Origin of the sequence: Solibacillus sp. FSL R5-0449 (assembly GCF_037975215.1) — a bacterium.
Taxonomy (GTDB): domain Bacteria; phylum Bacillota; class Bacilli; order Bacillales_A; family Planococcaceae; genus Solibacillus.
In genome coordinates this window covers 1,369,745-1,392,639 of the sequence record NZ_CP150239.1, presented here as the reverse complement: position 1 = coordinate 1,392,639, position 22,895 = coordinate 1,369,745, and the positions used below count along the sequence as shown (strand labels likewise).

Sequence of the window (22,895 nt, the reverse complement as noted above, 5' to 3'; positions counted from 1 at the left end):
CAAAAATCTATAGTAGCAAACCCCTTAACTTAGACAATAATCGCTGACGTCTTTTCTTAATTGTTTCATAACTCAGCTTATACTTGTCAGCAATCTCTTTTAACGAAAGCTCTTTTTCAAACAATGCGATCAGCAGAAATTGTTCATCCTTATTTAATTCCTCAAACCATTCCGGCCATTCCAAACCTGTTGTAATTAAATCCTGTTGCTGCGAATTAACGATTATCACGTCTTCCTCCACCGCCAGTTCATGCTCGGTTATATGATTCGCTTTGGATAGTGCTCGAATTACAGCATATTTTACAGTCATATAGGCAAACATCGCAAAATCCCCTTTTGTTGCATCATACTTCTGCAGTGCCTGCCATAGGGCGATTCTTCCGATTTGCATGTATTCATCAAAATCCCGATAAATTTTCAGTTTATAGATCACTTTTTTTATTATTGTTTCACTTTCAGAAATAAGTTTTTCTACATCCTGCATATTTCCAATTCCTTAAAGCTGTGCACAACTGATTATTCCTAGGTACTACAAATTTAAGGAATTGTAGAAAATGAAACAAAGAACAGATTTATTACGAAAAATTACATTTGCACGTTAAATAGTCATAAAATTCACACTTTTATACGGTAAATCGGTCTAAAAAGAACTTTTTCGTATAGTTTTCTAATAAATCAGATATAACGATATTGACAAAAAATGCGCTATCATGCATGCTATTAGAAAATATAAAGGCATATTGAAGACGAGTACGTAGCAATTGGCTATACAAGAGAGCACATTCCACAGGCTGAAAGAATGGCATAGCAAAACCTGCCGAACCTACTTCAACAGCTCCTACAAAAATAGGCGCAGACTCAGCGTTATGAGATAAGTGGAATGCAAGAACTTGGCATTCAATTTAGGTGGTACCACGGAAACAGCACATTTCGTCCTAATCGATAGGATTGAAATGTGCTTTTTTATGCTTTTAAGTCCATCAAAGGTTTTTTTCTATTCCTAAAAAAGTAGAAAAACATAAGTTAAAACTGTCATATCCTGTAACAGCGTATCTATGACCAATATCGTGTAGCGGGATAATTTAATATTTTTATCGAGGAGGATTTCGGGTGGAAAGAAAACGTATTGTAATAAAAATCGGAAGCAGTTCTTTAACAAATAATAAAGGTGAGCTTGATCATGAAAAATTTCATGACCATGTTGCTGCAATTGCTGCATTAAAAAAAGCAGGTCATGAAGTTATTCTAGTATCTTCTGGCGCAGTAGCAGCAGGTTTCCGAAAGCTTGGCTATCCTTCTCGACCGATTACCCTCAAAGGGAAGCAAGCTGCTGCAGCAGTTGGTCAAAGCATACTAATACAAGCGTATGCAGATGAATTTGCCAAATATAACGAGACGTCTGCCCAAATTTTACTGACTCGCTCTGATTTCAACGATAAACAGCGTTACAGAAATGCTTATGAAACATTAACAGAACTGTTAGAACGTTCCATCATCCCGATTATCAATGAAAACGATACTGTATCTGTCGCTGAATTGACTTTTGGCGACAATGACATGCTTTCCGCTTTAGTAAGCGGTCTTGTCCATGCAGATCAGTTAATTATTTTAACGGATGTCAACGGGCTCTATACGGCTAATCCATTAACAAACGCAGATGCCGTTCGAATTGATCGCATAGAAAAAATTACAGAAGAGATGCTTCTCTTTGCTACAGGATCAGGCTCAAAAGTCGGGACCGGTGGCATGCAGTCAAAGCTTGCTGCAGCCAATCATGCAATTAATACAGGAGTCGAAGTTTTTATCGGAACAGGTTCCGGTCATACAAAACTAATCGAAATTCTTGAAAACAACGGTGACGGCACGTATTTTGAACGCAATGAAAAGTACGTACCTACAAATAAACAATGGGTACAGCTTTCAAAATCTTCCGGAAAGATTTTTATTGACGAAGGTGCGGTCCAAGCATTGCAATATGGAGGGAAAAGTTTACTGCCAGCCGGTGTTTATGCCTATGAAGGACAATTTGAAAAAGGCGATGTTGTCGAAGTTTATGATAGACATACTTGTATCGGTCGTGGAGAAATTCTTTATTCTTCAGCTGAATTGGAGCATGCGATGGGTAAACGTACGACAGAGCTCATGCATTATCCGATAGAAGTCATACACCGTAATCAATGGGTCAAAATTTAAGGGGGTTATCTTTATGACGAAATCAATTGCAAATGAAGTGGTTGAAAAAGGTAAGCGTGCAAAAAAAGCGAGCTATTTAACGAATATCAAAACAACAGCAGAAAAAAATGAAGCATTAAAAAGTATTGCTCAACAACTAATTGCCGATATGGACTTCCTGCTGTCGGAAAATACAAAAGATATTACTGATGGAAAAGCAAACGGACTCGATCAAGCAACACTGGACCGCATTTTACTGAATGAAAACCGCATTCAAGCGATGAGCGATGCCATTATGCAGCTGATTGAATTAGAGGATCCTGTCGGTGAAGTAGTCGAAGAAATGACGAAAGAAAATGGGCTGCAAATTACTAAAAAGCGTGTCCCATTAGGCGTAATCGGTATGATTTATGAAGCACGACCAAATGTAACGATTGATGCAGCAACACTTTCCATTAAAACAGGTAATGCGGTACTTCTGCGTGGCAGTTCTTCTGCAAAATACTCCAACATCGCACTCGTTGCCTCGATTCACCGTGCGCTAGAAGCTGTTAATTATCCGGAAGATGCCGTTTTGTTAATCGAAGATACAAGCCGTGAAACAGCGAAATCTTTATTTACACTTACTGAATACTTGGATGTGCTCATTCCGCGCGGAGGTAAAAAACTAATCGATTTAGTTGTACGTGAATCGACGGTTCCTGTTCTTGAAACCGGTGCCGGAAACTGCCATATTTATTTGGATGAATTCGCTGATTTCGATATGGCGAAATCAATTGTAAAAAATGCGAAAACACAGCGTTTATCCGTATGTAATGCGGCGGAGAGCCTATTGATGCACCAGAATTTTTTCCAATTTAATGGCAAGCAATTTTTGGAATATCTACAAAATGAACTTGATATAAAAATTTATGGTGATGAAAATGTATGTGCAGTGTTGCCGGAAGCGATCGAGGCAACAGAAGAACATTATGCCGAAGAGTTTTTGGCTCTGGCATTAAGCATAAAAGTAGTAGATGACGTATTGGAAGCGGTACAGCACATTAATCAGTTCGGAACAAACCATTCAGAAGCGATTATCACCGACAATATGCAAAATGCTGAAATCTTTTTAAATTCTGTAGATGCGGCAGCTGTGTACCATAATGCGTCGACGCGCTTTACGGATGGCTTTGAATTCGGATATGGTGCAGAAATCGGGATATCAACTCAAAAGCTGCATGCTAGAGGACCAATGGGGTTACCAGCATTAACATCAACGAAATACTACATCCATGGTACAGGTCAAATTCGGGAATAAAATGTACCTTCTATAATGAAATTAGGGCTATTATGGGAATTTTTCCTTCCCTATTTTTTCCTCTCTGTAAAGTCTAGAAGCGGAACTCAATCTCTGCATCTAGACTTTTTGGGTCAGTTAAATTACGCCCCGTCAATACGGGATTATGAAAGCAGGTTTGCCATATGAATATACACTCGATACTTAAACTTACTATCTCCATGGCTATTTTTGGTTCTATCGGCTTCTTTACTACGCAAACCGGCCTGCCTGCAGTCGAACTCGTTTTTGTTCGCTGTATTTGTGCCACATTCTTTTTGGGCGGATTATGGTTTATAACAGGCGGTAAAAAAACAGAAGTTTGGAATAAAAGCGAAATAATGAAAACAGTCATTTGCGGTATATTTCTTGTGTTAAACTGGGTATTTTTATTTAAAGCGTTTGAAGTGATGTCGATCTCTATCGCCATTTCCATATACAATTTGGCGCCAATTTTTGTATTGATATTAGGTTCGGTGTTTTTGGCAGAAAAAATGGGGATCGGTGCGATTTGTGCAACAGTCATTTGCTTTTTCGGTAGTATCCTCATAATTGGTATTGATAGCTTTACAAGCGTCTCTCAATTTATGAACTCTGGATTTATATGGGCGCTTCTTTCGGCCATCTGCTATGCGCTGACAATGTTCACGAGTAAAACGATTCACGGTATGTCATCCTATGCTCTTACGTTTATCCAAACAATCGTAGGCATCGTAATGTTGCTCCCTTTTTGCGATTTTGCCGCATTTGAAGGTTTAACGAATACGAACTGGCTATACATACTAGGTACTGGTTTTATTCATACGGGATTTGTTTACTATTTGTTTTTTGACAGTGTCCGGGACCTCCCAACTGTCATCGTATCCGTACTCGTATTTGTCGATCCGGTAGTAGCGATATTATTGGATGCTGCATTGCTTTCCTTCCGACCAAGTTTATTGCAAGTGCTCGGAATTGTTCTGATTTTCGGAAGTATTTTGTACACCGTCTTCTCCCCTGAACAAACCGTAAAAAAGATAAAAACAAGTAGTTCACAATAAAATAGATATAACGAAATAAACTCTAAATCACAGCGGTATCATTTCGCGCGCGATTTAGAGTTTATTTTTTATTCAAACTGGGCCAGTTGTCGTGGTACCAGTATTTTATCTGCAAACCAGATTGCCTGCAATTTCGTTTTATCGCCCATATAGATGACGACAATTTCAATATTTTTCGCTTTTTTGTAATCTGTTACAGCTGTTATCCATTCTTCTTCATTCGGAAAATCATCAAACAGTAATTCATTGCAGATTAAATAGATTTTACCGCTACTGCTATGAGATAATTCTAACTTTAGCATTGTAAAAGCATAATTGATAATACGTTTATAATTAATCGGTTCCGTTTTAAGTCCGAACGATTTATCCAGCTCGAAGTAATAATTAAAATCTATTGATTCTTTATGTGTAATCATTTCCTGGTCAATTGCTTGTATGAATGATAAAAAAACAAAATTGTGTTCATGTTTTTGTGAAAATTCCGAAACAGCCAATGCCAATCCGTTCTGTAAAGTAAGGCTGCGTTTCATCGATATATCTTTTTGAACACAAAATACATATGTACTGTTCGGATCAAGTCCAACTTTCAGGAATTGTTCTGTCTGAAATTTGGATTTCCAAAACAAAACTTCGGAAAAGTGCCTTGATTCAATATAACTCATAAATTTTCTTAAATTGTCATTGCTGATTGTTTCCCATATCTTGTCGCCGAAAAGCAGCTCTACCGCTTTCGTTTCTTCCAGCACTTCTTCAAGAATTCTGTCGTAAATGGAATTGAATTTAAATAAATTCATGTACCAATAGCTTTGAACTTTCAAGTGGATTTCATGATAGATATCACTATTTTTTTGATTTTCAGCAAGGCCCTTTTCATATTCAGTATTCAATTTTTTGATTTTCAACGCTTTACGCATATCATAAAAATAATCTTTTTTAATTTTTTTCCATATGTATAGTGCAATAAAAAAATTTTTTACAGAGGAATCTTTTAAGTACTCAAAATGCAATTTTTTTGCATTTCTAGCTGAAAAAAAATCCAATAAGAAAATTCGCCATTCTTTCAGTCTAATATCTTCTTCTATTATTTCTTTTTCGTACTCTTCCCCAATTTCAAAAAGTGACCAAAGATCATGAAAAATGAAATAAAAATCATCACTTTTTAATAGTATTGAGTCATTACAATGTTCGGAGTATAATAAATTTAATAAAGCTTCTTTACGTTCATCACTTAAAGAACTAGGATTTTTCAGCAATAGCTCCTCCATTATGGACCCACCTCTCTTTATACACTACTAAATATATATCATTCTCTCAAATTATACCATTTATTAATAGATAATGTGAGAATGTTTAACAATAAAAAGGAATTTGCCAATTATTAGAAGTACAGTTGTGTAGTAGGTAATCTATATTATTTTATGAATATAGTAATACTAAAACACTAACCAATATGTTGGCACTACGCCTGCGGTTAGTGTTCAGAAATGGAAAACAATTTTTACAGCGATCAAAAATGCTATTTTCTCAGGAGAAAATAGCATTTTTGATTGATGATCAGGCCATCTTAAATTTTATGCTTTGCGGCTTTCCGTCATTTGTTTCCAGACGGAACCTTTTGCCTCTTCCCCGCCTTCAATACGCGCAAGTGCCATTTTTGCTTGAAGCTTTACTTCAAACTCTTTATCTTCACTCGCTGTTTTTAAGGCGTCAATTGCCTGCTCTGTCCCTACTTCATACAAGTACATTGCCGCACGCCAGCGGACAAGTTTATTTTTGTCACCCAATGCAGCGATCATCGCCGGCTCAAATTCAGGTAACCCTAAATCACTCATGCAGTCGCCCGCTGTACGGCGTACTGCTGCACTTTTATCATTCAATGCCTTCGTTAATGCCGGTACAACCGCAACATCTTCGATCATTCCTAAATAAACGGTAGCAAGGCGTCGAATAGACATTTGCTCGTCTTCCAGCGCTTTTTCAAACAACGGAATATCCTTTACTTCCGGATCCGGTAATTGATCTAACAACTGGAATCGCTGCTGCCAGTCTTCCACTTGCTCATATTGCTCCAATGACACTTCTTTCCGCTCTTGTGCTGCTGTTACAACCTGTTCATTAGCAGACTGGACAATCGATTCAACTCGGTCTTGCGGATAAAGTGCATCCACCTCTTTTAGTACCTCTTGTACTACTTGCTCTTTATCGCCATAGCGAACACCGAAATCGACCCATTTTCGTTCAAAAATATAATTTTCATCCGTCACACTGAACTGCAGACGTTTGAAAGCTGTTGTAAAACGGTCTCCTGCGCTAATTCGTACTTCCCCTTCACCGTCAAAAGCTTTAATTTGCAATGGAATCGCTTTGTACATTTGAACATGTACATTTACTTCCCCATAATGCTCATTCATCTCATATTCCGTAGTTTCAGTTGCCTCTCCGCCAATTGCACGGCGAATGTCCGCCAAAATATTTTCCCAGGCAAATTTCGCATTACGTTCTATCGCCAGGAAATTCGATACATGGTAAATGCCTTTTACACCTTCTACTGCAAAGATGGCCTGCAGCTCAGGTGATGCTTCACCGATGTTGTCTTTCGTATAATTAAAACTTTTACCAAATGGTAAATCCTGATCGATAATTACTTTCATTGAATTTGGACTTGGGGTTGGTTCAATTGATAAAATTTTCATTGTTATGCTCCTATCCATTTGCGATTTCGTCTAAATAGCTCCAGCGCTCGATTAATTGTTCATATTCCTCATTTAGTTTTTCTAAATCGGACGTCAGCTGCTGAAGTTTTGTAAAGTCCGAACCAGCTGATGAAATTTCCTCTTCTGTCGACATAATTTTTTCTTCAACTTGAGCAATCGTATCGGCAATCGTTTCCCATTCTTTCTGCTCTTTGAATGATAGCTTTTTCTTTTCTGTTTTCTGCTTTTCAACTTTCGGCTTTTCCTGCTTCATCTCTTTCGCTTCCTGCTGCAGTTCCGACTCGCGTTTTGCTAAATAGTCGGTATACACATCCAAGCTTTCCGATACGCCGCCTTTTCCGTCCAAAATCCATAGCTTTTTCGCAATGCGATCCAGGAAGAAACGGTCGTGACTAATTGTAATGACAACACCCGGGAAGTTTTCGATAAAATCTTCCAGAACACCTAATGTTTCGATATCCAAATCATTTGTCGGCTCATCTAAAAGTAATACGTTCGGCTGTTCCATCAATAGACGGAGCAGATGAAGTCTTTTCCGCTCTCCGCCTGAAAGCTTGCTGATCGGCGTACCATGTGTATTCAGCGGGAATAAGAAACGTTCGAGCATTTGTGATGCTGAGTAACGAACACCGTCTGAATCGGTAATGTCATTTGAAGCTTCACGAATATAATCGATCATTCGTGCATTTTCATTCATTGCTGGCAGTGCCTGCTTGAAATGAAGACGTTTTACTGTTGATCCCACAACTACCTCGCCCTTATCCGGTTCAATTTCACCTGCGAGCATGTTAAGAAGTGTCGATTTACCATAACCATTTGCTCCAATTATGCCAATACGGTCCCCATGCTGCAGTAAAAATTCGAAATCCTGAATAATCACCCGGTCACCGTAAGCTTTGGAAATTCCATCTGATTCCAGTACTTTTTTTCCTAAACGCGTTGTTGCAAGCCCCAGTTCAAGATCGGACTGGTCATTCGAACGATCGATGGATTCATCCAACGTTTCGAAACGCTGAATACGGGCCTTTTGTTTTGTAGTTCGCGCTTTTGCCCCGCGACGAATCCATTTTAATTCCGAGCGGTAACGATTTCGTAATTTGGCCTGTGATGCTGCATTCATTTCTTCACGAATCGCCCGGGCTTCAAGGAAATCCCCATACGAACCTGTATGGCGGTACAACGTTTTATCTGCCAATTCATATATATGTGTTGCGGTTTCATCAAGGAAATAGCGGTCATGGGTAATAAAGATTACCGCTCCTTTTAGGCGTGACACCATTTCCTGCAGCCATTCTGTCGATGTAACATCCAAATGGTTTGTTGGCTCGTCCAGTAAATATAAGTCTGCCGGTTCGATTAATACTTTTGCCAATGCCACACGTTTTTGCTGTCCGCCCGATAGGCTTGTGACTTGCTGGTCGAACATGTCGATTCCGAGCTTCGTTAATGCTTGCTTTGCCAATGCATTGACGTCCCAGGCATTTTCTGTATCCATTTGCTGCTGTAAACGGAATAATTCATTTTGCAGTTTTTCAGATTGCGGATTTTGTGACAATGCGGCTACCGCTTCTTCATAGGCACGGTTTAGCTGCAATATCGGTGAATCTCCGCTAAACACCGCTTGTAAAACCGTTAAATCCTGCGGAAATTGCGGATCTTGTTCCAAATAAGCAATACGGTACTTATTCGGATGGTCGAATTCCACTGTATCGGCATCCTGTTTTTTTGCAATAATCGATAATAATGTGGATTTTCCTGTTCCGTTTATCCCGATTAAGCCTGCACGTTCCCCTTCATAAATGGTAAATTCAATATTTTGAAATAGCGTTTTATCGCCAACTGTTTTTGTTAAATTTGATACGATTAAATGACTCATGAAATCCCGTCTCTCTCTTTTTTTAACTGCTCTAAAAATTGTACCATAAAGGCATGACGTTCTTCAGCCATTTCGCGCCCTTTTGCAGTTACCATTAAATCTTTCAACAATAAAAGTTTCTCATAAAAATGCGTAACAGACGCTGTGGATTGACTGCGGTATTGTTCTTTCGTCATATTGACACGAACTTCTTCTGCATCATCATACAACTTGCGTCCTTTTGCACCACCGTAAGCAAACGTACGCGCAATCCCTACTGCACCAATTGCATCCAGCCGGTCTGCATCCCGAACAATTTTTGATTCCACTGTTGTAATATCCCGTTCATTGCCCCCATTAAATGAAACCTCCGCAATGACTGTACGGATATGCTTTTTTTCTACTTCCGTTAAATCAAGTTCATCCAAAATCCGCTGTTCCTGCTGTTTATCCGCTGCATACTTTTCGTCACTGACATCATGCAGCAGCACGGCTAAACTTACAATTTTTTTATTTGCTGAAGGCTCAGATTTAAGTATTGTCATAGCGTTTTGATAGACACGCTCAATATGTTGAAAATCATGGCTTGCATCCATCGTTTCATAAATTTCTTTTACTAATTGTTCACACCGTACGATTATTTCGGACATTTCCATTCACCATTTTCTTTTAAGAGTTTACATAATCATATTACCATGAGAAGCAAGATGACTTCAGTTATTTAACACCATAATTGTTAAATGATTCGGTCTTTCCAACTCTTTTGGAAACCCCCTTGATATAGCAACTTTCATTCAAAAAATCAAGTATCAGTAATTATTCGAAGATAATTTTTGTCTAAAATGTGAACTAAATGCTTGTATTTTACAAATTTACATCATATAATAGCAATAAGAAAACATTAAACAGAAAAAAGGAGTGTTATTTATGCAAAGAATGATGCAAGCTGTAGCACCAAATATGAACGATAGCCAACGCAAAGGTCTAATTGTTATTTCACCAATTTTAATTGGATCGGTTGCATACGGATTAAGCGCAACTTTTATGATTGCTACTAACCTTCTACAAATTATGTTTTAATGAACGAACGTAAATTTGAACAAAGCTTCCACTGCAAATAAAAGAAACGTATTCGAATGAATTATCAAACGAATACGTTTCTTTTACTTTTATTTATCACTGCGGTTTTACTATGTCCTTTGACATAAATTTCTCCGGCAGTTATCTCTTATTTTGATTAAAACAATCCAAGCGCACTTCCGTCTTCTGCCACGTCCATATTTAGAGCTGCAGGCTGTTTTGGCAAGCCTGGCATCGTCATAATATCTCCTGTTAAGCAAACGAGGAATCCTGCCCCCAGCTTCGGCAGAATTTCACGAATCGTTACAATGAAATCAGTTGGTCGGCCAACTAAACTTGGCTGGTCTGACAATGAATATTGTGTTTTCGCCATACAAATCGGTAATGTGTCCCAACCATTTTTTTCGATTACTGCTAACTGTTTTTTTGCAGCATCCGTTAATTGTACACCTGCACCACCATATACTTGCTGTACAATTTTCGTCAATTTTTGTTCTACTGTTTCCTGCAAATCATATAAATGATGGAAAGTATTTGGCTGTTCAATTACTTCAAGAACTTTTTCGGCAAGCTCAATACCGCCCTTACCGCCTTCTTCCCATACATTCGTACGGGCAATCCGGACTTCATTTGCTTCCGCCCATTGTAAAACAGCTTTCAGTTCCTGTTCGGTATCTGTAATAAATCGGTTTAATGCAATTACCGGCTCGAGTCCAAAGTTCCGAACATTGGCCACATGTTGCGCCAGATTGGAAATACCTTGTTTTAAAGCTTCCACATTTTCTTCCACTAAGTTTACCTTTGCAACACCGCCATGCATTTTCAGTGCGCGAATTGTTGCTACAATCACGACAGCACTCGGTTTAAATCCTGCTTCACGGGCTTTAATATTTAAAAACTTCTCAGCACCTAAATCAGAACCAAATCCTGCTTCTGTTACAACGATATCCGCAAGTTTACGTGCTGTTTGAGTTGCAGTAATCGAGTTGCATCCATGGGCTATATTAGCAAAAGGTCCACCATGGATTAATGCCGGTGTTCCTTCAATTGTTTGAACCAAGTTGGGATTCATCGCTTCTTTTAAAATAAGCGCAAGTGCTCCTTCTACTTGTAAATCACCAACAGTTACCGGGTTACGATCATACGTATAACCGATTACAATACGTGCAAGACGCTGTTTCAAATCTTTCATACCTGTTGCTAAACAGAAAATGGCCATAATTTCTGAAGCGACTGTAATATCAAACCCGTCTTCACGAGGTACACCTTGCATTGGACCACCTAAACCGACTGTCACATGACGCAGTGCACGGTCATTTAAGTCCAGTACACGTTTCCAGACAATACGTCGCGGATCAATATTCAATGCATTCCCTTGATGGAGATGATTATCAATCAAGGCTGATAATGCATTGTTTGCAGTTGTAATCGCATGGAAATCTCCATTGAAATGCAAGTTGATCTGCTCCATCGGCAATACTTGTGCATACCCGCCGCCAGTAGCGCCGCCTTTCACACCCATAACCGGTCCTAATGAAGGCTCACGTAAAGCAACCATTACCCGCTTATCCAGTTGATGCAGTGCATCCGCCAAACCGATTGTTACGGTAGATTTTCCTTCTCCTGCTGGTGTAGGGCTAATCGCTGTTACAAGTACAACATTCGCCGTTGCTTCACCACTAATTTTACTTGTATCAATTTTTGCTTTAAAGCGACCGTATTGTTCAACTGCATCTAACGGAATATTTGCATTTTCAGCAATTTCCAAAATCGGCTTCATAGTTGCCTGATTGGCTATTTCAATATCTGTTAATGGTTTCTTCGTAGTAGTTGTCATGCTTCGCCCTGCTTTCTAAATATGTAGTCACCTTATTATAGTTTGTTTTATCAGAATTAATAATTTAAATATAGTGCATAAATCGACAAATTATTGACAGTTAACATATGTATAGTATATAGTTTATTCGTAATATTCTGGAATCTTTATGTTTCATCAATTGATTTTGACAGTATCGGAGGAGAAAGCGGATGCACCAAGGCACTGTAAAATGGTTTGATAATGAAAAAGGTTATGGATTTATAGAATCTGCGAATGGTGAAGATGTTTTTGTACACTTTACTGGCATACAAGAAGAAGGATTTCGTTCACTGGATGAAGGACAAGTGGTTGAATTCGATTTAGTCGATGGCATCCGGGGTCCGCAGGCAGCGAATGTTATAAAAAAATAGACAAAGCTGTAAACGAAAAGGGTTGATCGTTTACAGCCTTTTTTTATTTCTTGTTTATTTCATATTGTGCCCCATCGATTGTAATTTGCTTTTGTTCTTTTGCACCTGAAAGGACAACCTTTTTTATGCCATAGCCATTTTCGAGCATATAATTCCAAGCGGCTCCTTCACCAATCGGCTTGACAAAAATAAGCTTCACTTCATCGAGCAGAATAATCGAATACTCTACGTTTTCTTCCTGATTTACCTTTTTTAAAATGGTCGCACCACATAATTGGGCAATTTGCTCAACTGCATCAAAATTCGGCACAACAAAATGGACAGCTTGGATCGCTAAATCCCCTAAAGGATGTTTCGCTATAATCCCACGGTCCGTTAGTTCCTTACGTCGAAGTGAATCTGCTTCATCCCATTGAATGAAAAAAGGGAATTCAATTTTCGATTTAGGATGACCAATATAAAGCAGTTGCCAGCTTACTTCAGTACCATCATCCCGTTTTCTTGAAAAACGTTCAGGTCCTACTACATCCAAACCCGCTTTAGCGAATAACTTCGCGTCTTCTTCAATCGTTGTTGTACGAACGGCAAAACGCGTCAATCCGTCACGTCGGCGATTTTCTTTATAGCTCGCATGTAATGAATAACTCTTATTGGCAGCTTCCTGGAACTTTTTCTCATTTTCAATGCCGATCAGTTCAATATAAGCCAAATCAAAATAGCTCAGTGTATTATATGTGCCCCACGCTTCATGACTTCCTCCCGGAACAACATGGAGACCTTCTTCTTGGAGCTTTAACATTGTCTGTTCTGGATATGGGACAAAATGGACGAGATGATCAAACTGGTACATGCTACAACCTCTTTTCATTAAAAAGTAGATTTAAAATTTAAATCAAACCCTATACAGGTAGTAAAAAAATTCTTTATTTAGAAATGGCATTTATTAATGCTGTTGCAGCGGCCATTTTCCCATCAACTTTAACGGTCTCCCCGGATTTATGAATAATATAATGGGGCTCCATTGCACCATACAATGATTTGGAGCTATTTGCTACCATATAATCCGCTTTTGCCGTTTCCATTCTTGTAGAAGCTCTTTGTAATAAAAATGATTCATCTTCCGTTGCTTCCAGTTTAAAGCCGATTAAAGTCGTATCCGGTGACCAGTTTTTAATTTGTGCCAATATTTTCGGCGCCTTTTTAAAATGGATAATCGGAGGCTCATCAGATGGCATTTTCCCTTTTTCCGTCAGTTCATTCCCCTGCTGATCGAACACTTTATCAATAAGCCAGTCCGAGCCGGCCACAGCCATAATGACATAATCGATATGCTCGGATTCAAGAACTGATTTTAATTTGTTCCCTAAATCTTCAATCCCTTCAAATTGGATGAGCTTCATCTCATTTTGATGTTCAGGCAGCTGTGTAAATACACCATGCATATAAATGACATCCGCACCTTTTTCAAGTGCTCCTTCCGCCAAGTAGCATCCCATTGTTCCTTTTGATAAATTCGTATGGCCGCGGACGTTATCCCATTTCTCGAATGTCCCGCCACTCGTGATCAATACTTTTTTTCCTGTTAGCATGATTGTTCCCCTTTTACTGTTCTTCGTTTTCCAGCCACTGTTTTAATATTTCCACAAATTTTTGCGATGCCGGTGAAAGCTTCTGCTTCGTCGATAATCCGAGGATCCGGTAACTTTCCTGTACAAGAGGCAGTGCTTTTACAGTGTCCGGCAACATCGATATCGCCATTTCTGGCAGTATACTAATACCTAGATTATGTTCTACCATTGATACGATCGCCTTTTCGTCATAAAGTTCAAAACGTATATTCGGGAATACACCATATTTTTCAAATGTCGTCATCACATCATTTGTCCCTTTATAGGAAGGCATTATGATCGGTGTTTCTTCAATTTCAAATAAATCGATCTCTGTTCTATCATATAGCGGACTATGCGACGACACAATACATAACAGAGGATCCCGTTTTAAAGGCATAAAATCGAATTGTTTGGAGCTTGTCCGGTTTAAAAATCCGCAGTCAACTTCCCCTTGCAGGAGCCATTGTTCAATTTCATAATAATCCCCTTCGCGCAATTCAATGCGAATGCCCGGGTACTCTGAATCCATAATGTGAATGATGTTCGGCATCCAATGTGTAGAGATTGTTGATATTAGACCAATTCTTACTGTCCCTTGGCTTACCCCTATAATATTTGAAGCCGTCTGCTGAAGATGCTCCTCCGCCAATAATACTTTGCGCATTTCATAAAGCATTTTCATCCCATCTTCAGTCAACGTTACACCTGTACGGTTCCGGTGAATTAAATTAAAGCCAAATTCCTTTTCCAAACTTGAAACAGCATGACTTACAGCTGATTGTGTGAGTCCTAAAACAGAAGCCGCTTTAGTAAAGCTATGTACTTCCGCCACTTTATTTAAAATTTCATATTTGACTAAGCTCATTATAATTCACTCCACTATTCAATTTTAAACATGAATTATTTTCATATCATTCATTATAAACATTCGTTTTACTAATCACAACTTCCTGTTTATACTGTTTTATAACAGAACGGATTTGTAGAAGATAAAAGATTTTAATTCTATAAATTTTATAGTTGAATTTGTCTTCTAATACATATTTTTACTTATTATTTACAACTTACTTTTTAGAAATGTGGTGACATCTTTGAGTTTACAAGGTAAAGCAAATATTTTAATGGTGATTGTTACAATGTTTTGGGGGCTGTCCTATACGTTCATGGTCATGGGACTGGAAAGTTTGGAAGCTTTTAATGTTGTAGCACTTCGATGCTTAATCGCATTTATCATTGCAGGGCTAATCTTTTTACCGAAGATGTTGCGCGTAAACATAAAAACGATTTTATATGCATCTGTACAAGGCTTCTTATTGTTTACAATTTTCGCCTTATCATTGGTGGGACTAAAAACGACTTCTGCTGGAAATGCAGGATTTATACTTAGTTTAACAGTTGTCTTAGTGCCGATCATGACAAGCTTTATTGAAAAACGGCTCCCTTCTCGAGCAGTCAGCTTCGCCGTTGTTGCTACAATGATTGGTATTACCGTTTTGACTATGAGAGAATCTATGACATTCCAAATCGGGGATATATTAGTTGCTATTGCAGCAGTTTGCTATTCAATCTACTTAATCTTAAATAGTCGATTTACTAAAAATGTCGAGTCGATTTCTTATGGTGTTTATCAGTTAGGTGTTGCCGGCTTGTTCGGAGCAGTGTTCACAATAATGTTCGAATCACCGATGTTCCCGTCCAATTCTTCCGGTTGGATTGCTGTACTTGGATTAGGTATTATTTGTACCGCGTTTTGCTTTATTGCACAAGCTGTTGTACAACAATACACTTCCCCTACACATACAGGGCTGATCTTTTCGCTTGAGCCTATTTTTGCAGCTATATTTGCGATGATTTTCCTAGGAGAAGGATTAACTGCGCAACTTGTGATTGGTGGCGCATTTATTTTAATCGGGAATACTGTTGCCCAGCTCGAACAATTTGTAGCAATGAAAAAAATACCAGCACCTACTCACTCTGAAACTACGTTATAATAGGAAGAGACATCGCATCGAGCGTGCCATGTCTCTTTTTTTATAGATTAGTGAAAGAATTAACTCTATTATTGTTCTATTTTTATGTAAAGTTTAATATAATGTAAAATGCAACAATTTTTCTGATAGTTCTAAAAACATAATCAGTTTTCATAATAACAATCTGACGTTATTATTATTAGTAGCAATACTGCGACATTAGTATTTAAAAGTTGTATTAAAGGAAGTGTTACAATGATTGGACGTAATGACCCATGTCTATGCGGTAGTGGAAAAAAATACAAAAAATGTTGTGAAGGAAAAAATCAAGTAACTTCACAAAACGTTTTCCAGGAAGAGATCGAAAACGTATTACAGACTTTCTATAGTAATTACCCTGAACGAAAAGATATCCGTGAATTTATGGAATTAGTTCGTAAATGGGCACCGAAATTAGAAAAAAAATTGCATAAAGAATTGGTGGAAGCCGTTGCATTGGACGAATATTTCTTCCATCAACGACCTGATATTTGGCAGAACTTCTTAGCAAAAACAGCTAAAAAGGCGCTTCGCCCATCTATGATCGACTTATTGAAATCATGGGAACAGCCGATATTCTTCATCGGAACTGTCGAAGATGTGAAAGATGATTACTTTACAGCTATCTCTGCATTAACTGGCAGAACTTATCACATTCAACGTGAAAGCCACAAATCAATCCCTCTAGGAATGCGTGTGTTCGCCTTTTTATTACCGGATGGTTCAAACAAGGAAAATCACGTATTAGCTGTCTCTACCCTAATCTTCTTCCATAAAGAACATGCGATTTCTTTTGAACAGTTTACAGAGGCTTATAAAGCAAGCCGTTTACCTGTTGAGCAGTTCACAAAAGAAAACCATTTATTATTATGGGAAGGCTTAGTTGAAAACGGCTATGAAGGGGAAGAGTTTACACCTTTCGAGCAGGAAGTCGTGGAACAGTTAAAAGCCTTTATGTCGGAAAAAGCAATCGACAACGAAAGCTTCGTGGCAATGGTTGAAGATTACTTAGTCGAAAAACAGCCAACAGCACGTAAAGCAGGGGCTATCGCTGCCGGTGCAGTAAGATTTGGTCAGGATAATGACTTATTCGAACAAAAGTTCACTGTTAAAGAAATCGGCGAAAGCTTCAGTGTTTCCCCTTCTTCTTTAAATAAATATTATCAGGAATTAAATGCTTTCTATAATGAAAAGCAACTTGTTACAAATTAATAAAAGCAAAAAAGCTACTTTCGAGACGACGAAAGTAGCTTTTTCATTTGCGCTGATTTTTAAATATGACCACAAAAAAACAACTTGTAATATAGTAGTTATGCGCTACATATTACAAGCTGCCTCCTCCTTTTCAGCTATAAAAAGGAATTAAAAATGAAGAAATTTTTCAACGGTAACCACTCCGCTGAAGTCATTTACCTATAAAAAAATAAACCTGTACCAGAGATTTAAACAAGGCAAATAAGAAATACTTAATCATTATATCAAAAAAACATTATTATTCAATAGTAAGAAGAATGTTCTAAAATTATTATTTTTCGGAAACTTTCATTATTTCTTTACCAAGAAACTGAAGCTGTTCCCCTACTGTACAAGATTCAATGCAGAAACGGTGCGCACCATGTTTTCCTCGTTCTTTACGAAGGTCCTGAATGACAAGACAATCAGCGCAGTACATATCCATTAATTCATCAATATCTTTCATAACATCTACTTTATTCAAGTCATGTACCTCCCGATAATTTGTTTTACTATTGTACGCTATTTTTTTATTTTCTCCAACTTACATGTATTTGTTATACTTAAACGAACAGAACATTAAAGGAGCGAAAATATGTTAGAAGTCTATATAGATGGCGCCAGTGCCGGAAATCCCGGTCCTAGCGGGATTGGGGTATTTATAAAAGGTGAAGGACAACAGATAAAAATCAGTGAACCAATCGGGATTACAAACAATCACCAGGCCGAATTTATTGCGCTTTTACGTGGTTTGGAAGAAGCTTTAAAAATCGGTTCATCTTTTGTTTCCATGCGCTCCGATTCGAAGATTGTCGTCAGTTCGATCGACAAAGCTTATGTGAAAAACGAGGAATTCAAACCTTATTTAGAGCGGGCACTCACTTTAATTGAACAATTTGAGCTATTTTTCATAAAATGGATTCCCGATAAAGAAAATAAAGCAGCAGATGTTCTAGCACGCGAAGCGATTTTAAAAAATAATTAAGTATTTCCCTTAATTACAGTCATTTTCAAACATAAAAACCTACTATTAATAGTGGCAAAAAACGATCCATCTATTCCACAAATGGAACGATGAATCGTTTTTCTTATTGTTCTGTTTTATGTTTTTGACGATTGAGCAAGAGCATATACAGTGCAAATACGACAATAATAATAAATGCCGCAATATAATACACAAATTCATAGCCAAGATTTACTGCTACCATCCCCAGTAGATATGATCCAATCGCAATCCCTATGTCAAACAGCGTAAAATAAGTGGCTGTTGCATAGCCGCTCCGCTGAATTGTCGTAGCCTGGATACAAAGCGACTGAAAACTCGTTGTCAACGTACCATACCCTGCACCGATAAAAATCGCCGATAATAGGAACGGAATTTCCTGATTGGCATTGCCAAGGATTATCAGCCCTAACGCGAATATAAAGAATGACGGAATAATGACGAATTTGGCACCCATCGTATCATAGATTTTCCCTGTAAATGGACGGATCGAAATCATCGCAACAGCAAATACCGCAAAGAAATAGCTGGCAACACTGAGTAGATCCTTTTGTTCCGCATAAAGCGATAAGAACGATAGAACACTTGCATATGAAAATGCGACTAAGCTGGCAAGTGCGGCAAGCGGTAATGCACTTCGTTCAAATAAATCATTAAATGAAAATTTAAAGTTACGGTCTACTATAACCGGCTCCGGCAAATCATTCGTCTGAATAGATAAGGCAAGCAAACTGCCGATTGCCACAAAGACAGATAAGACAATAAACAGCATATCAAAACTTGAATATTGGATAATAAGCAATCCGATAAATGGACCGTATACAACCGCTAAATTTGTGGACATCGCAAAGTAGCCCAACCCTGCCCCTTTACGTCTTTTTGGAACGATATCGGCTGCTAAAGAGCCTGAAGCTGTTGTTGCGATACTAAACCATATCCCTTGGAAAAAACGAAGCGCCAGTAAAAGTAAAAATGGTTTAAAAAATAAATATAATACCGTGCATGCAAAGTAAAGGATAAGACTGATAATCAGTAATCGTTTTTTCCCAAAGAGATCCAGCAGCTTCCCGCTGAACGGACGAACGACTATAGCCGAAATTAAAAATACGGTTACAAGCAGTCCTGAATCGTCATCCGATTTCCCTAATTCACCGATTGCATATAAAGGCAATGTCGTGATCAACCCGTAAAAAACTAGAAATATCGACATATTCGTAAAGAATAGACTAATAAATCGCTTAGTAAATATTTTATTTGTTTGTTCTTGAAGCTCCATATATTCTAACCTTCCATCTTTTTTAATAATTGAATAAGGTGCGCCTGTTCTTCCTCAGATAGATTTTCCGTCATTTTTCGTTCGAATGAAAGGACGGATTCCTCAATTTCAGGAAACAGTTCCAATGCTTTGGCCGTTAAGTCAATCATTTTTTCACGTTTATCCGCTCCTTGCACCCTTTCCACCCATCCCAGTGTTTCCAGACGAGTGACTGTTCTTGTAACAGTCGGTGCTTCCACATCCAGGTACTTCCATATTTCAGTAAGTGTCATCTTCCCGTTTTGATGCAATAAAAAAAGAACCGTCCATTGTGAGCTGAATAGTCCATGTTGTTTTAAAACATCATTTAACTGTTTTACTAAATAACGATTTTGCTGAAAAAGTATATGAAATAACGGATTCATCACAATCTCTCCTTATTTACCTAACTAAATAATTCACTTTTCCTATTTTACGCTTCTTAAAATTCTATGTAAAGCAATTAAGATAAAAATGGAAAAAAAGAAGCATTTAAACTATATTGCTAGCCTAAATGCTGTCCTTTATTTTCTGCTGTGCTCACGAACATTTAACAGTGCACCAATCGCACCGGAAAAACCGCAATCTTCCAAGAAAACAGGTTTATGTTTTTTTAATATAGTATAATGTTCAATTACTTTTACAAGCTGTTCATTATCGATCAGCGTGGATCCGATATAGACGATGTGCTCCGTCTTATACTGTACGGCTAGCTGGATACTTAATGTGGAAATCACTTCACCGATCAGCCCCTGTGTTGTTGCAAGGAGATTATTTTGTTCAAATTCACGTTGATCGGTAATACCGACCTTCCCAAAATTACTGGCAGTTAAATTGCCGTCGATCGGTGTATCCATTCCTTGATAAATATCTTTTACAAGCAGATCAATGCCTTCCCGCTTGCCTTTGTAAGCGTTTGCTTTTATTTCATCGAAGTCTGAGATTCCGGTCATAATAGTAGAAAGTCCGATTAAGGTACCGCCGCCTACTCCTGTACCGCCTACTCTGGCATGTGTATTGCCATCCATATAGTGAATCGATGTACCTGTACCGATATTCGTAATAATACTTTGATCAATACTGTGTCCTTCTTTTTCCAGCAAATAGCGCACACCTTTTAAAGTTGCTTCAAATTCAACTATATATTCAATCGACTTCATCGTCTTTAAAACGTCCCGCAATTGCTCAGTCCGTCCTCCGGTTAAGCCGATTTCTTCAACTTGAGGATGATTTTCCAACCATTCTTTTACTAAGTGCATTTCGTTAGATGGAAAGACCGTCAATTTCAGCTCCTGTTGTTCATCTAAATAGGCAAGCTTAGTTAACGTACCCCCTGTATCAATTCCAATCCATGCTGACATAAATTAATCTCCTTTATTATCCCACGAGTGATTCGTACCCCCCTATCATAACGTAATAGGAGTCGGCATTAAAGAAAAAATTCTCCTAAAAATGGAGAATTTATTATACTTGTATTATATTTTTCTCGATTAATGCTCGTTTATAAAACTCAGCAACAAACATATGCTCATACTTATTAAGCAAACTTAACACTCTTGCTTCATATGTATTGGTAGGTTCATCATCTAAATTAAATCTTGCAATTATCTCTTCTTTTTTCAATAAATTTGCTAATGTCATCACTTCAGTTTTCGGCAAAGTGACTTGATGCAATTTCAATATTTTTGACATTGATCGTAATGCCGTACGTGAAATTAAAATTTTGCCGTCCATATTCTCCGAAACTTGCTGCAAGAACTGCTTTGCCTGTGCATTCGGCTTAATCGATATTTTCTCCGATGTCGTTTTTTCTCCGTCTTCCCCCACACGTTCGACTATTTGTACAGTAAAAGGAAGCTCATCACGGAAAGTATTCATTGAATTGACCGTTATCCGATCATCCTCGATTTTACAATTCGTTACTGAGATGACAAGTTCGTACGTCGTTTCGAGCATTCTGAAATTTGTCAGCAATAAAATAAAATCATTCGTTTGCTGCTGTTCAATGAGCTGATCTCCATCAACTTTAACGAAGATTGATAGCAGACTTGCCGCATCTGCTAATGCACGGTGCTGTGTTTCGTTTTCCAACCCAAGCTGTGCCATTAACCCTCCCAATGAAGGCTGCTCTTTTAAACCATTGGCAATCATATATTTTTGCTGGAAATCGATCATCGGATACAAGCAATCATTTTTTATATAATTTCGTGACAGCTCTTCTTCAAGCACTTTCCGATCAAATTCTCCAAATGTCAAAAATACATAATCCTGCTTGCACCAGCGCTTAAATTTATGAAAAGCTTCTTTAAAGGAAGGGGCATCAACTAGCTGTTCTGTCGTGATACCTGTCAGCTTTTGAATGTGCGCATTCAACTTTTTGAATTTATATGGCTGAATTAACTGTGTAAACGTTTCTGTCGTACCATCAGGAAGCCATTTCACTGCGCCAATTTCAATAATATACTGCTTACCGCGTATCAGGGCGGCTTCTATATCTATACTTATATATGTTTTCGTTCGTCCCAAATTTTTCACCTACACCGAATCTATATAAATTTAACAGGATAAGATATTCCCATTAAAGATTTAACTATCTTATTGTATATGAAAATATGGGATATGACACGAGAATGTTCGTTTATTCCACACAATTCGTGTTAAATAGCTTGAAAAAATGCGAATTTCTTATAAAATCTTATCAATAACATTCATTAATCCACTTATTTTCAATATTTTAATAAATGATCGACGAACTTGACTTTAAGTTGTGTCCAATCTTCCAGAATGACACTATACATAACGGTATGGCGAATGATTCCTTCTTTTCGGATCATATGATTGCGCAGAACCCCTTCTTTTACTGCGCCAATCCGTTCAATCGCTTTTTGCGAACGGTAGTTTTCGTGACCTGTTTTAATTTGAACACGATTTAATTGAAGTTCTTCAAAGCAGTATCGAAACAATAAAAACTTGCAATTTGTATTAATCGCCGAGCGCCAAACACTCGGGTTATACCAAGTAGACCCTATTTCCAATCTTTTATGCGGAAATGAAATATCAAGAAAAGAGGTACAGCCTACAATGGCGTCCGTTTTCTTATCGATAACCGCAAACATATTGGAAATCCCTTTCTTCCGCTCTTTAATCGCATTTTCAATATAGTTTTGTACCGCTTCTTTAGAAAGCAATGTTACCGACATATGCTCCCAAATCCGCTCATCATTCGCGGCAGCGGTAATTGCTTCAACATCATCTATTTGTACAGGTCTTAACTTGACGATTTCATTTTCTAATATGATTTCTTCCATATATTTCTCCCTTTTCACGATATCAAATTG

23 protein-coding genes are annotated in these 22,895 nt (G+C 38.0%); 8 read left to right on the top strand and 15 right to left on the bottom strand.

All coding sequences use genetic code 11. The annotated features are described in order from the left end of the window. Window positions 1-7: 7 nt before the first annotated feature. Entirely contained in the window at window positions 8-484 is a 477-nt protein-coding gene (locus tag MKY27_RS06715; protein WP_339198819.1) for a sigma-70 family RNA polymerase sigma factor, read from the bottom strand. A 626-nt stretch (window positions 485-1,110) separates the two neighbouring features. Here MKY27_RS06715 and proB point away from each other — a divergent pair. The 3 genes from proB to MKY27_RS06700 all read left to right on the top strand — a co-directional run bounded on the left by proB (window position 1,111) and on the right by MKY27_RS06700 (window position 4,530). Continuing rightward, window positions 1,111-2,193: a glutamate 5-kinase gene (proB, locus tag MKY27_RS06710; protein WP_339198816.1), complete on the top strand. Its 1,083-nt coding sequence runs from the start codon at window positions 1,111-1,113 to the stop codon at window positions 2,191-2,193. A 13-nt stretch (window positions 2,194-2,206) separates the two neighbouring features. After that, window positions 2,207-3,472, top strand: coding sequence for a glutamate-5-semialdehyde dehydrogenase (locus MKY27_RS06705; RefSeq protein WP_339198813.1), 1,266 nt, complete (start codon window positions 2,207-2,209; stop codon window positions 3,470-3,472). 164 nt (window positions 3,473-3,636) lie between these two features. Continuing rightward, window positions 3,637-4,530, top strand: coding sequence for a DMT family transporter (locus MKY27_RS06700; protein WP_339198810.1), 894 nt, complete (start codon window positions 3,637-3,639; stop codon window positions 4,528-4,530). A gap of 68 nt (window positions 4,531-4,598) precedes the next feature. On the opposite strand, the gene MKY27_RS06695 is transcribed toward MKY27_RS06700, so the two are convergent. The 4 genes from MKY27_RS06695 to MKY27_RS06680 all read right to left on the bottom strand — a co-directional run bounded on the left by MKY27_RS06695 (window position 4,599) and on the right by MKY27_RS06680 (window position 9,749). Further along, window positions 4,599-5,795, bottom strand: coding sequence for an aldehyde dehydrogenase (locus MKY27_RS06695; RefSeq protein WP_339198808.1), 1,197 nt, complete (start codon window positions 5,793-5,795; stop codon window positions 4,599-4,601). Between the two features lie 306 nt (window positions 5,796-6,101). Further along, complete coding sequence (locus MKY27_RS06690) at window positions 6,102-7,223, bottom strand: virulence factor (RefSeq protein WP_339176016.1); 1,122 nt, start codon at window positions 7,221-7,223, stop codon at window positions 6,102-6,104. A 10-nt stretch (window positions 7,224-7,233) separates the two neighbouring features. After that, window positions 7,234-9,120: an ABC-F family ATP-binding cassette domain-containing protein gene (locus tag MKY27_RS06685; RefSeq protein WP_339198806.1), complete on the bottom strand. Its 1,887-nt coding sequence runs from the start codon at window positions 9,118-9,120 to the stop codon at window positions 7,234-7,236. Beyond that, window positions 9,117-9,749, bottom strand: a complete 633-nt coding sequence (locus tag MKY27_RS06680; protein ID WP_339198805.1) for an HD domain-containing protein — start codon at window positions 9,747-9,749, stop codon at window positions 9,117-9,119. Before MKY27_RS06680 ends, MKY27_RS06685 begins: the two co-directional genes overlap by 4 nt. A 277-nt stretch (window positions 9,750-10,026) precedes the next feature. On the opposite strand from MKY27_RS06680, the gene MKY27_RS06675 reads away from it, so the two are divergent. Continuing rightward, entirely contained in the window at window positions 10,027-10,179 is a 153-nt protein-coding gene (locus MKY27_RS06675) for a hypothetical protein (protein ID WP_176142076.1), read from the top strand. Between the two features lie 157 nt (window positions 10,180-10,336). Here the strand turns inward: MKY27_RS06675 and MKY27_RS06670 are convergent, their stop codons facing one another. After that, on the bottom strand, window positions 10,337-12,016 hold the full coding sequence (locus tag MKY27_RS06670) for a formate--tetrahydrofolate ligase (RefSeq protein ID WP_339198802.1): 1,680 nt from the start codon (window positions 12,014-12,016) through the stop codon (window positions 10,337-10,339). Window positions 12,017-12,207: 191 nt separating this feature from the next. Between MKY27_RS06670 and MKY27_RS06665 the strand changes: the two genes are divergently transcribed. Next, window positions 12,208-12,408: a cold-shock protein gene (locus tag MKY27_RS06665; protein WP_079526068.1), complete on the top strand. Its 201-nt coding sequence runs from the start codon at window positions 12,208-12,210 to the stop codon at window positions 12,406-12,408. Between the two features lie 43 nt (window positions 12,409-12,451). On the opposite strand, the gene MKY27_RS06660 is transcribed toward MKY27_RS06665, so the two are convergent. The 3 genes from MKY27_RS06660 to MKY27_RS06650 form a co-directional block, all read right to left on the bottom strand. After that, entirely contained in the window at window positions 12,452-13,258 is an 807-nt protein-coding gene (locus tag MKY27_RS06660) for a VOC family protein (RefSeq protein ID WP_339198799.1), read from the bottom strand. A 73-nt stretch (window positions 13,259-13,331) separates the two neighbouring features. After that, on the bottom strand, window positions 13,332-13,997 hold the full coding sequence (locus MKY27_RS06655) for a phosphopantothenoylcysteine decarboxylase (protein WP_339198797.1): 666 nt from the start codon (window positions 13,995-13,997) through the stop codon (window positions 13,332-13,334). A gap of 13 nt (window positions 13,998-14,010) precedes the next feature. Continuing rightward, entirely contained in the window at window positions 14,011-14,883 is an 873-nt protein-coding gene (locus tag MKY27_RS06650) for a LysR family transcriptional regulator (RefSeq protein ID WP_339176006.1), read from the bottom strand. 226 nt (window positions 14,884-15,109) lie between these two features. Here MKY27_RS06650 and MKY27_RS06645 point away from each other — a divergent pair, with 226 nt between their 5' ends. Together MKY27_RS06645 and MKY27_RS06640 are read left to right on the top strand one after the other, a co-directional pair. Then, entirely contained in the window at window positions 15,110-16,009 is a 900-nt protein-coding gene (locus tag MKY27_RS06645) for a DMT family transporter (RefSeq protein WP_339176005.1), read from the top strand. A 234-nt stretch (window positions 16,010-16,243) separates the two neighbouring features. Next, window positions 16,244-17,239: an SEC-C metal-binding domain-containing protein gene (locus MKY27_RS06640; RefSeq protein ID WP_339198795.1), complete on the top strand. Its 996-nt coding sequence runs from the start codon at window positions 16,244-16,246 to the stop codon at window positions 17,237-17,239. 313 nt (window positions 17,240-17,552) lie between these two features. Here MKY27_RS06640 and MKY27_RS06635 read toward each other — a convergent pair whose 3' ends face one another. Next, window positions 17,553-17,744, bottom strand: coding sequence for a zinc-finger domain-containing protein (locus MKY27_RS06635; protein WP_008404740.1), 192 nt, complete (start codon window positions 17,742-17,744; stop codon window positions 17,553-17,555). A gap of 111 nt (window positions 17,745-17,855) precedes the next feature. On the opposite strand from MKY27_RS06635, the gene MKY27_RS06630 reads away from it, so the two are divergent. Beyond that, window positions 17,856-18,245 carry a reverse transcriptase-like protein gene (locus tag MKY27_RS06630; RefSeq protein ID WP_339198792.1) on the top strand — a complete coding sequence of 130 codons (390 nt, stop codon included), beginning with the start codon at window positions 17,856-17,858 and terminating at the stop codon, window positions 18,243-18,245. Window positions 18,246-18,348: 103 nt separating this feature from the next. Here MKY27_RS06630 and MKY27_RS06625 read toward each other — a convergent pair whose 3' ends face one another. From MKY27_RS06625 to MKY27_RS06605, 5 genes are all read right to left on the bottom strand, one after another. Next, window positions 18,349-19,539, bottom strand: a complete 1,191-nt coding sequence (locus MKY27_RS06625) for an MFS transporter (RefSeq protein ID WP_339198789.1) — start codon at window positions 19,537-19,539, stop codon at window positions 18,349-18,351. A 5-nt stretch (window positions 19,540-19,544) separates the two neighbouring features. After that, entirely contained in the window at window positions 19,545-19,943 is a 399-nt protein-coding gene (locus MKY27_RS06620; protein WP_339198786.1) for a MarR family transcriptional regulator, read from the bottom strand. Between the two features lie 138 nt (window positions 19,944-20,081). After that, window positions 20,082-20,918, bottom strand: a complete 837-nt coding sequence (gene coaW, locus MKY27_RS06615; protein WP_339175999.1) for a type II pantothenate kinase — start codon at window positions 20,916-20,918, stop codon at window positions 20,082-20,084. 103 nt (window positions 20,919-21,021) lie between these two features. Beyond that, window positions 21,022-22,092 (bottom strand): 3'-5' exonuclease, encoded by a 1,071-nt coding sequence (locus MKY27_RS06610; RefSeq protein WP_339198782.1) that lies wholly within the window; start codon window positions 22,090-22,092, stop codon window positions 21,022-21,024. Between the two features lie 191 nt (window positions 22,093-22,283). Next, window positions 22,284-22,865: a GNAT family protein gene (locus MKY27_RS06605; RefSeq protein ID WP_339198779.1), complete on the bottom strand. Its 582-nt coding sequence runs from the start codon at window positions 22,863-22,865 to the stop codon at window positions 22,284-22,286. Between the last annotated feature and the right edge of the window lie 30 nt (window positions 22,866-22,895).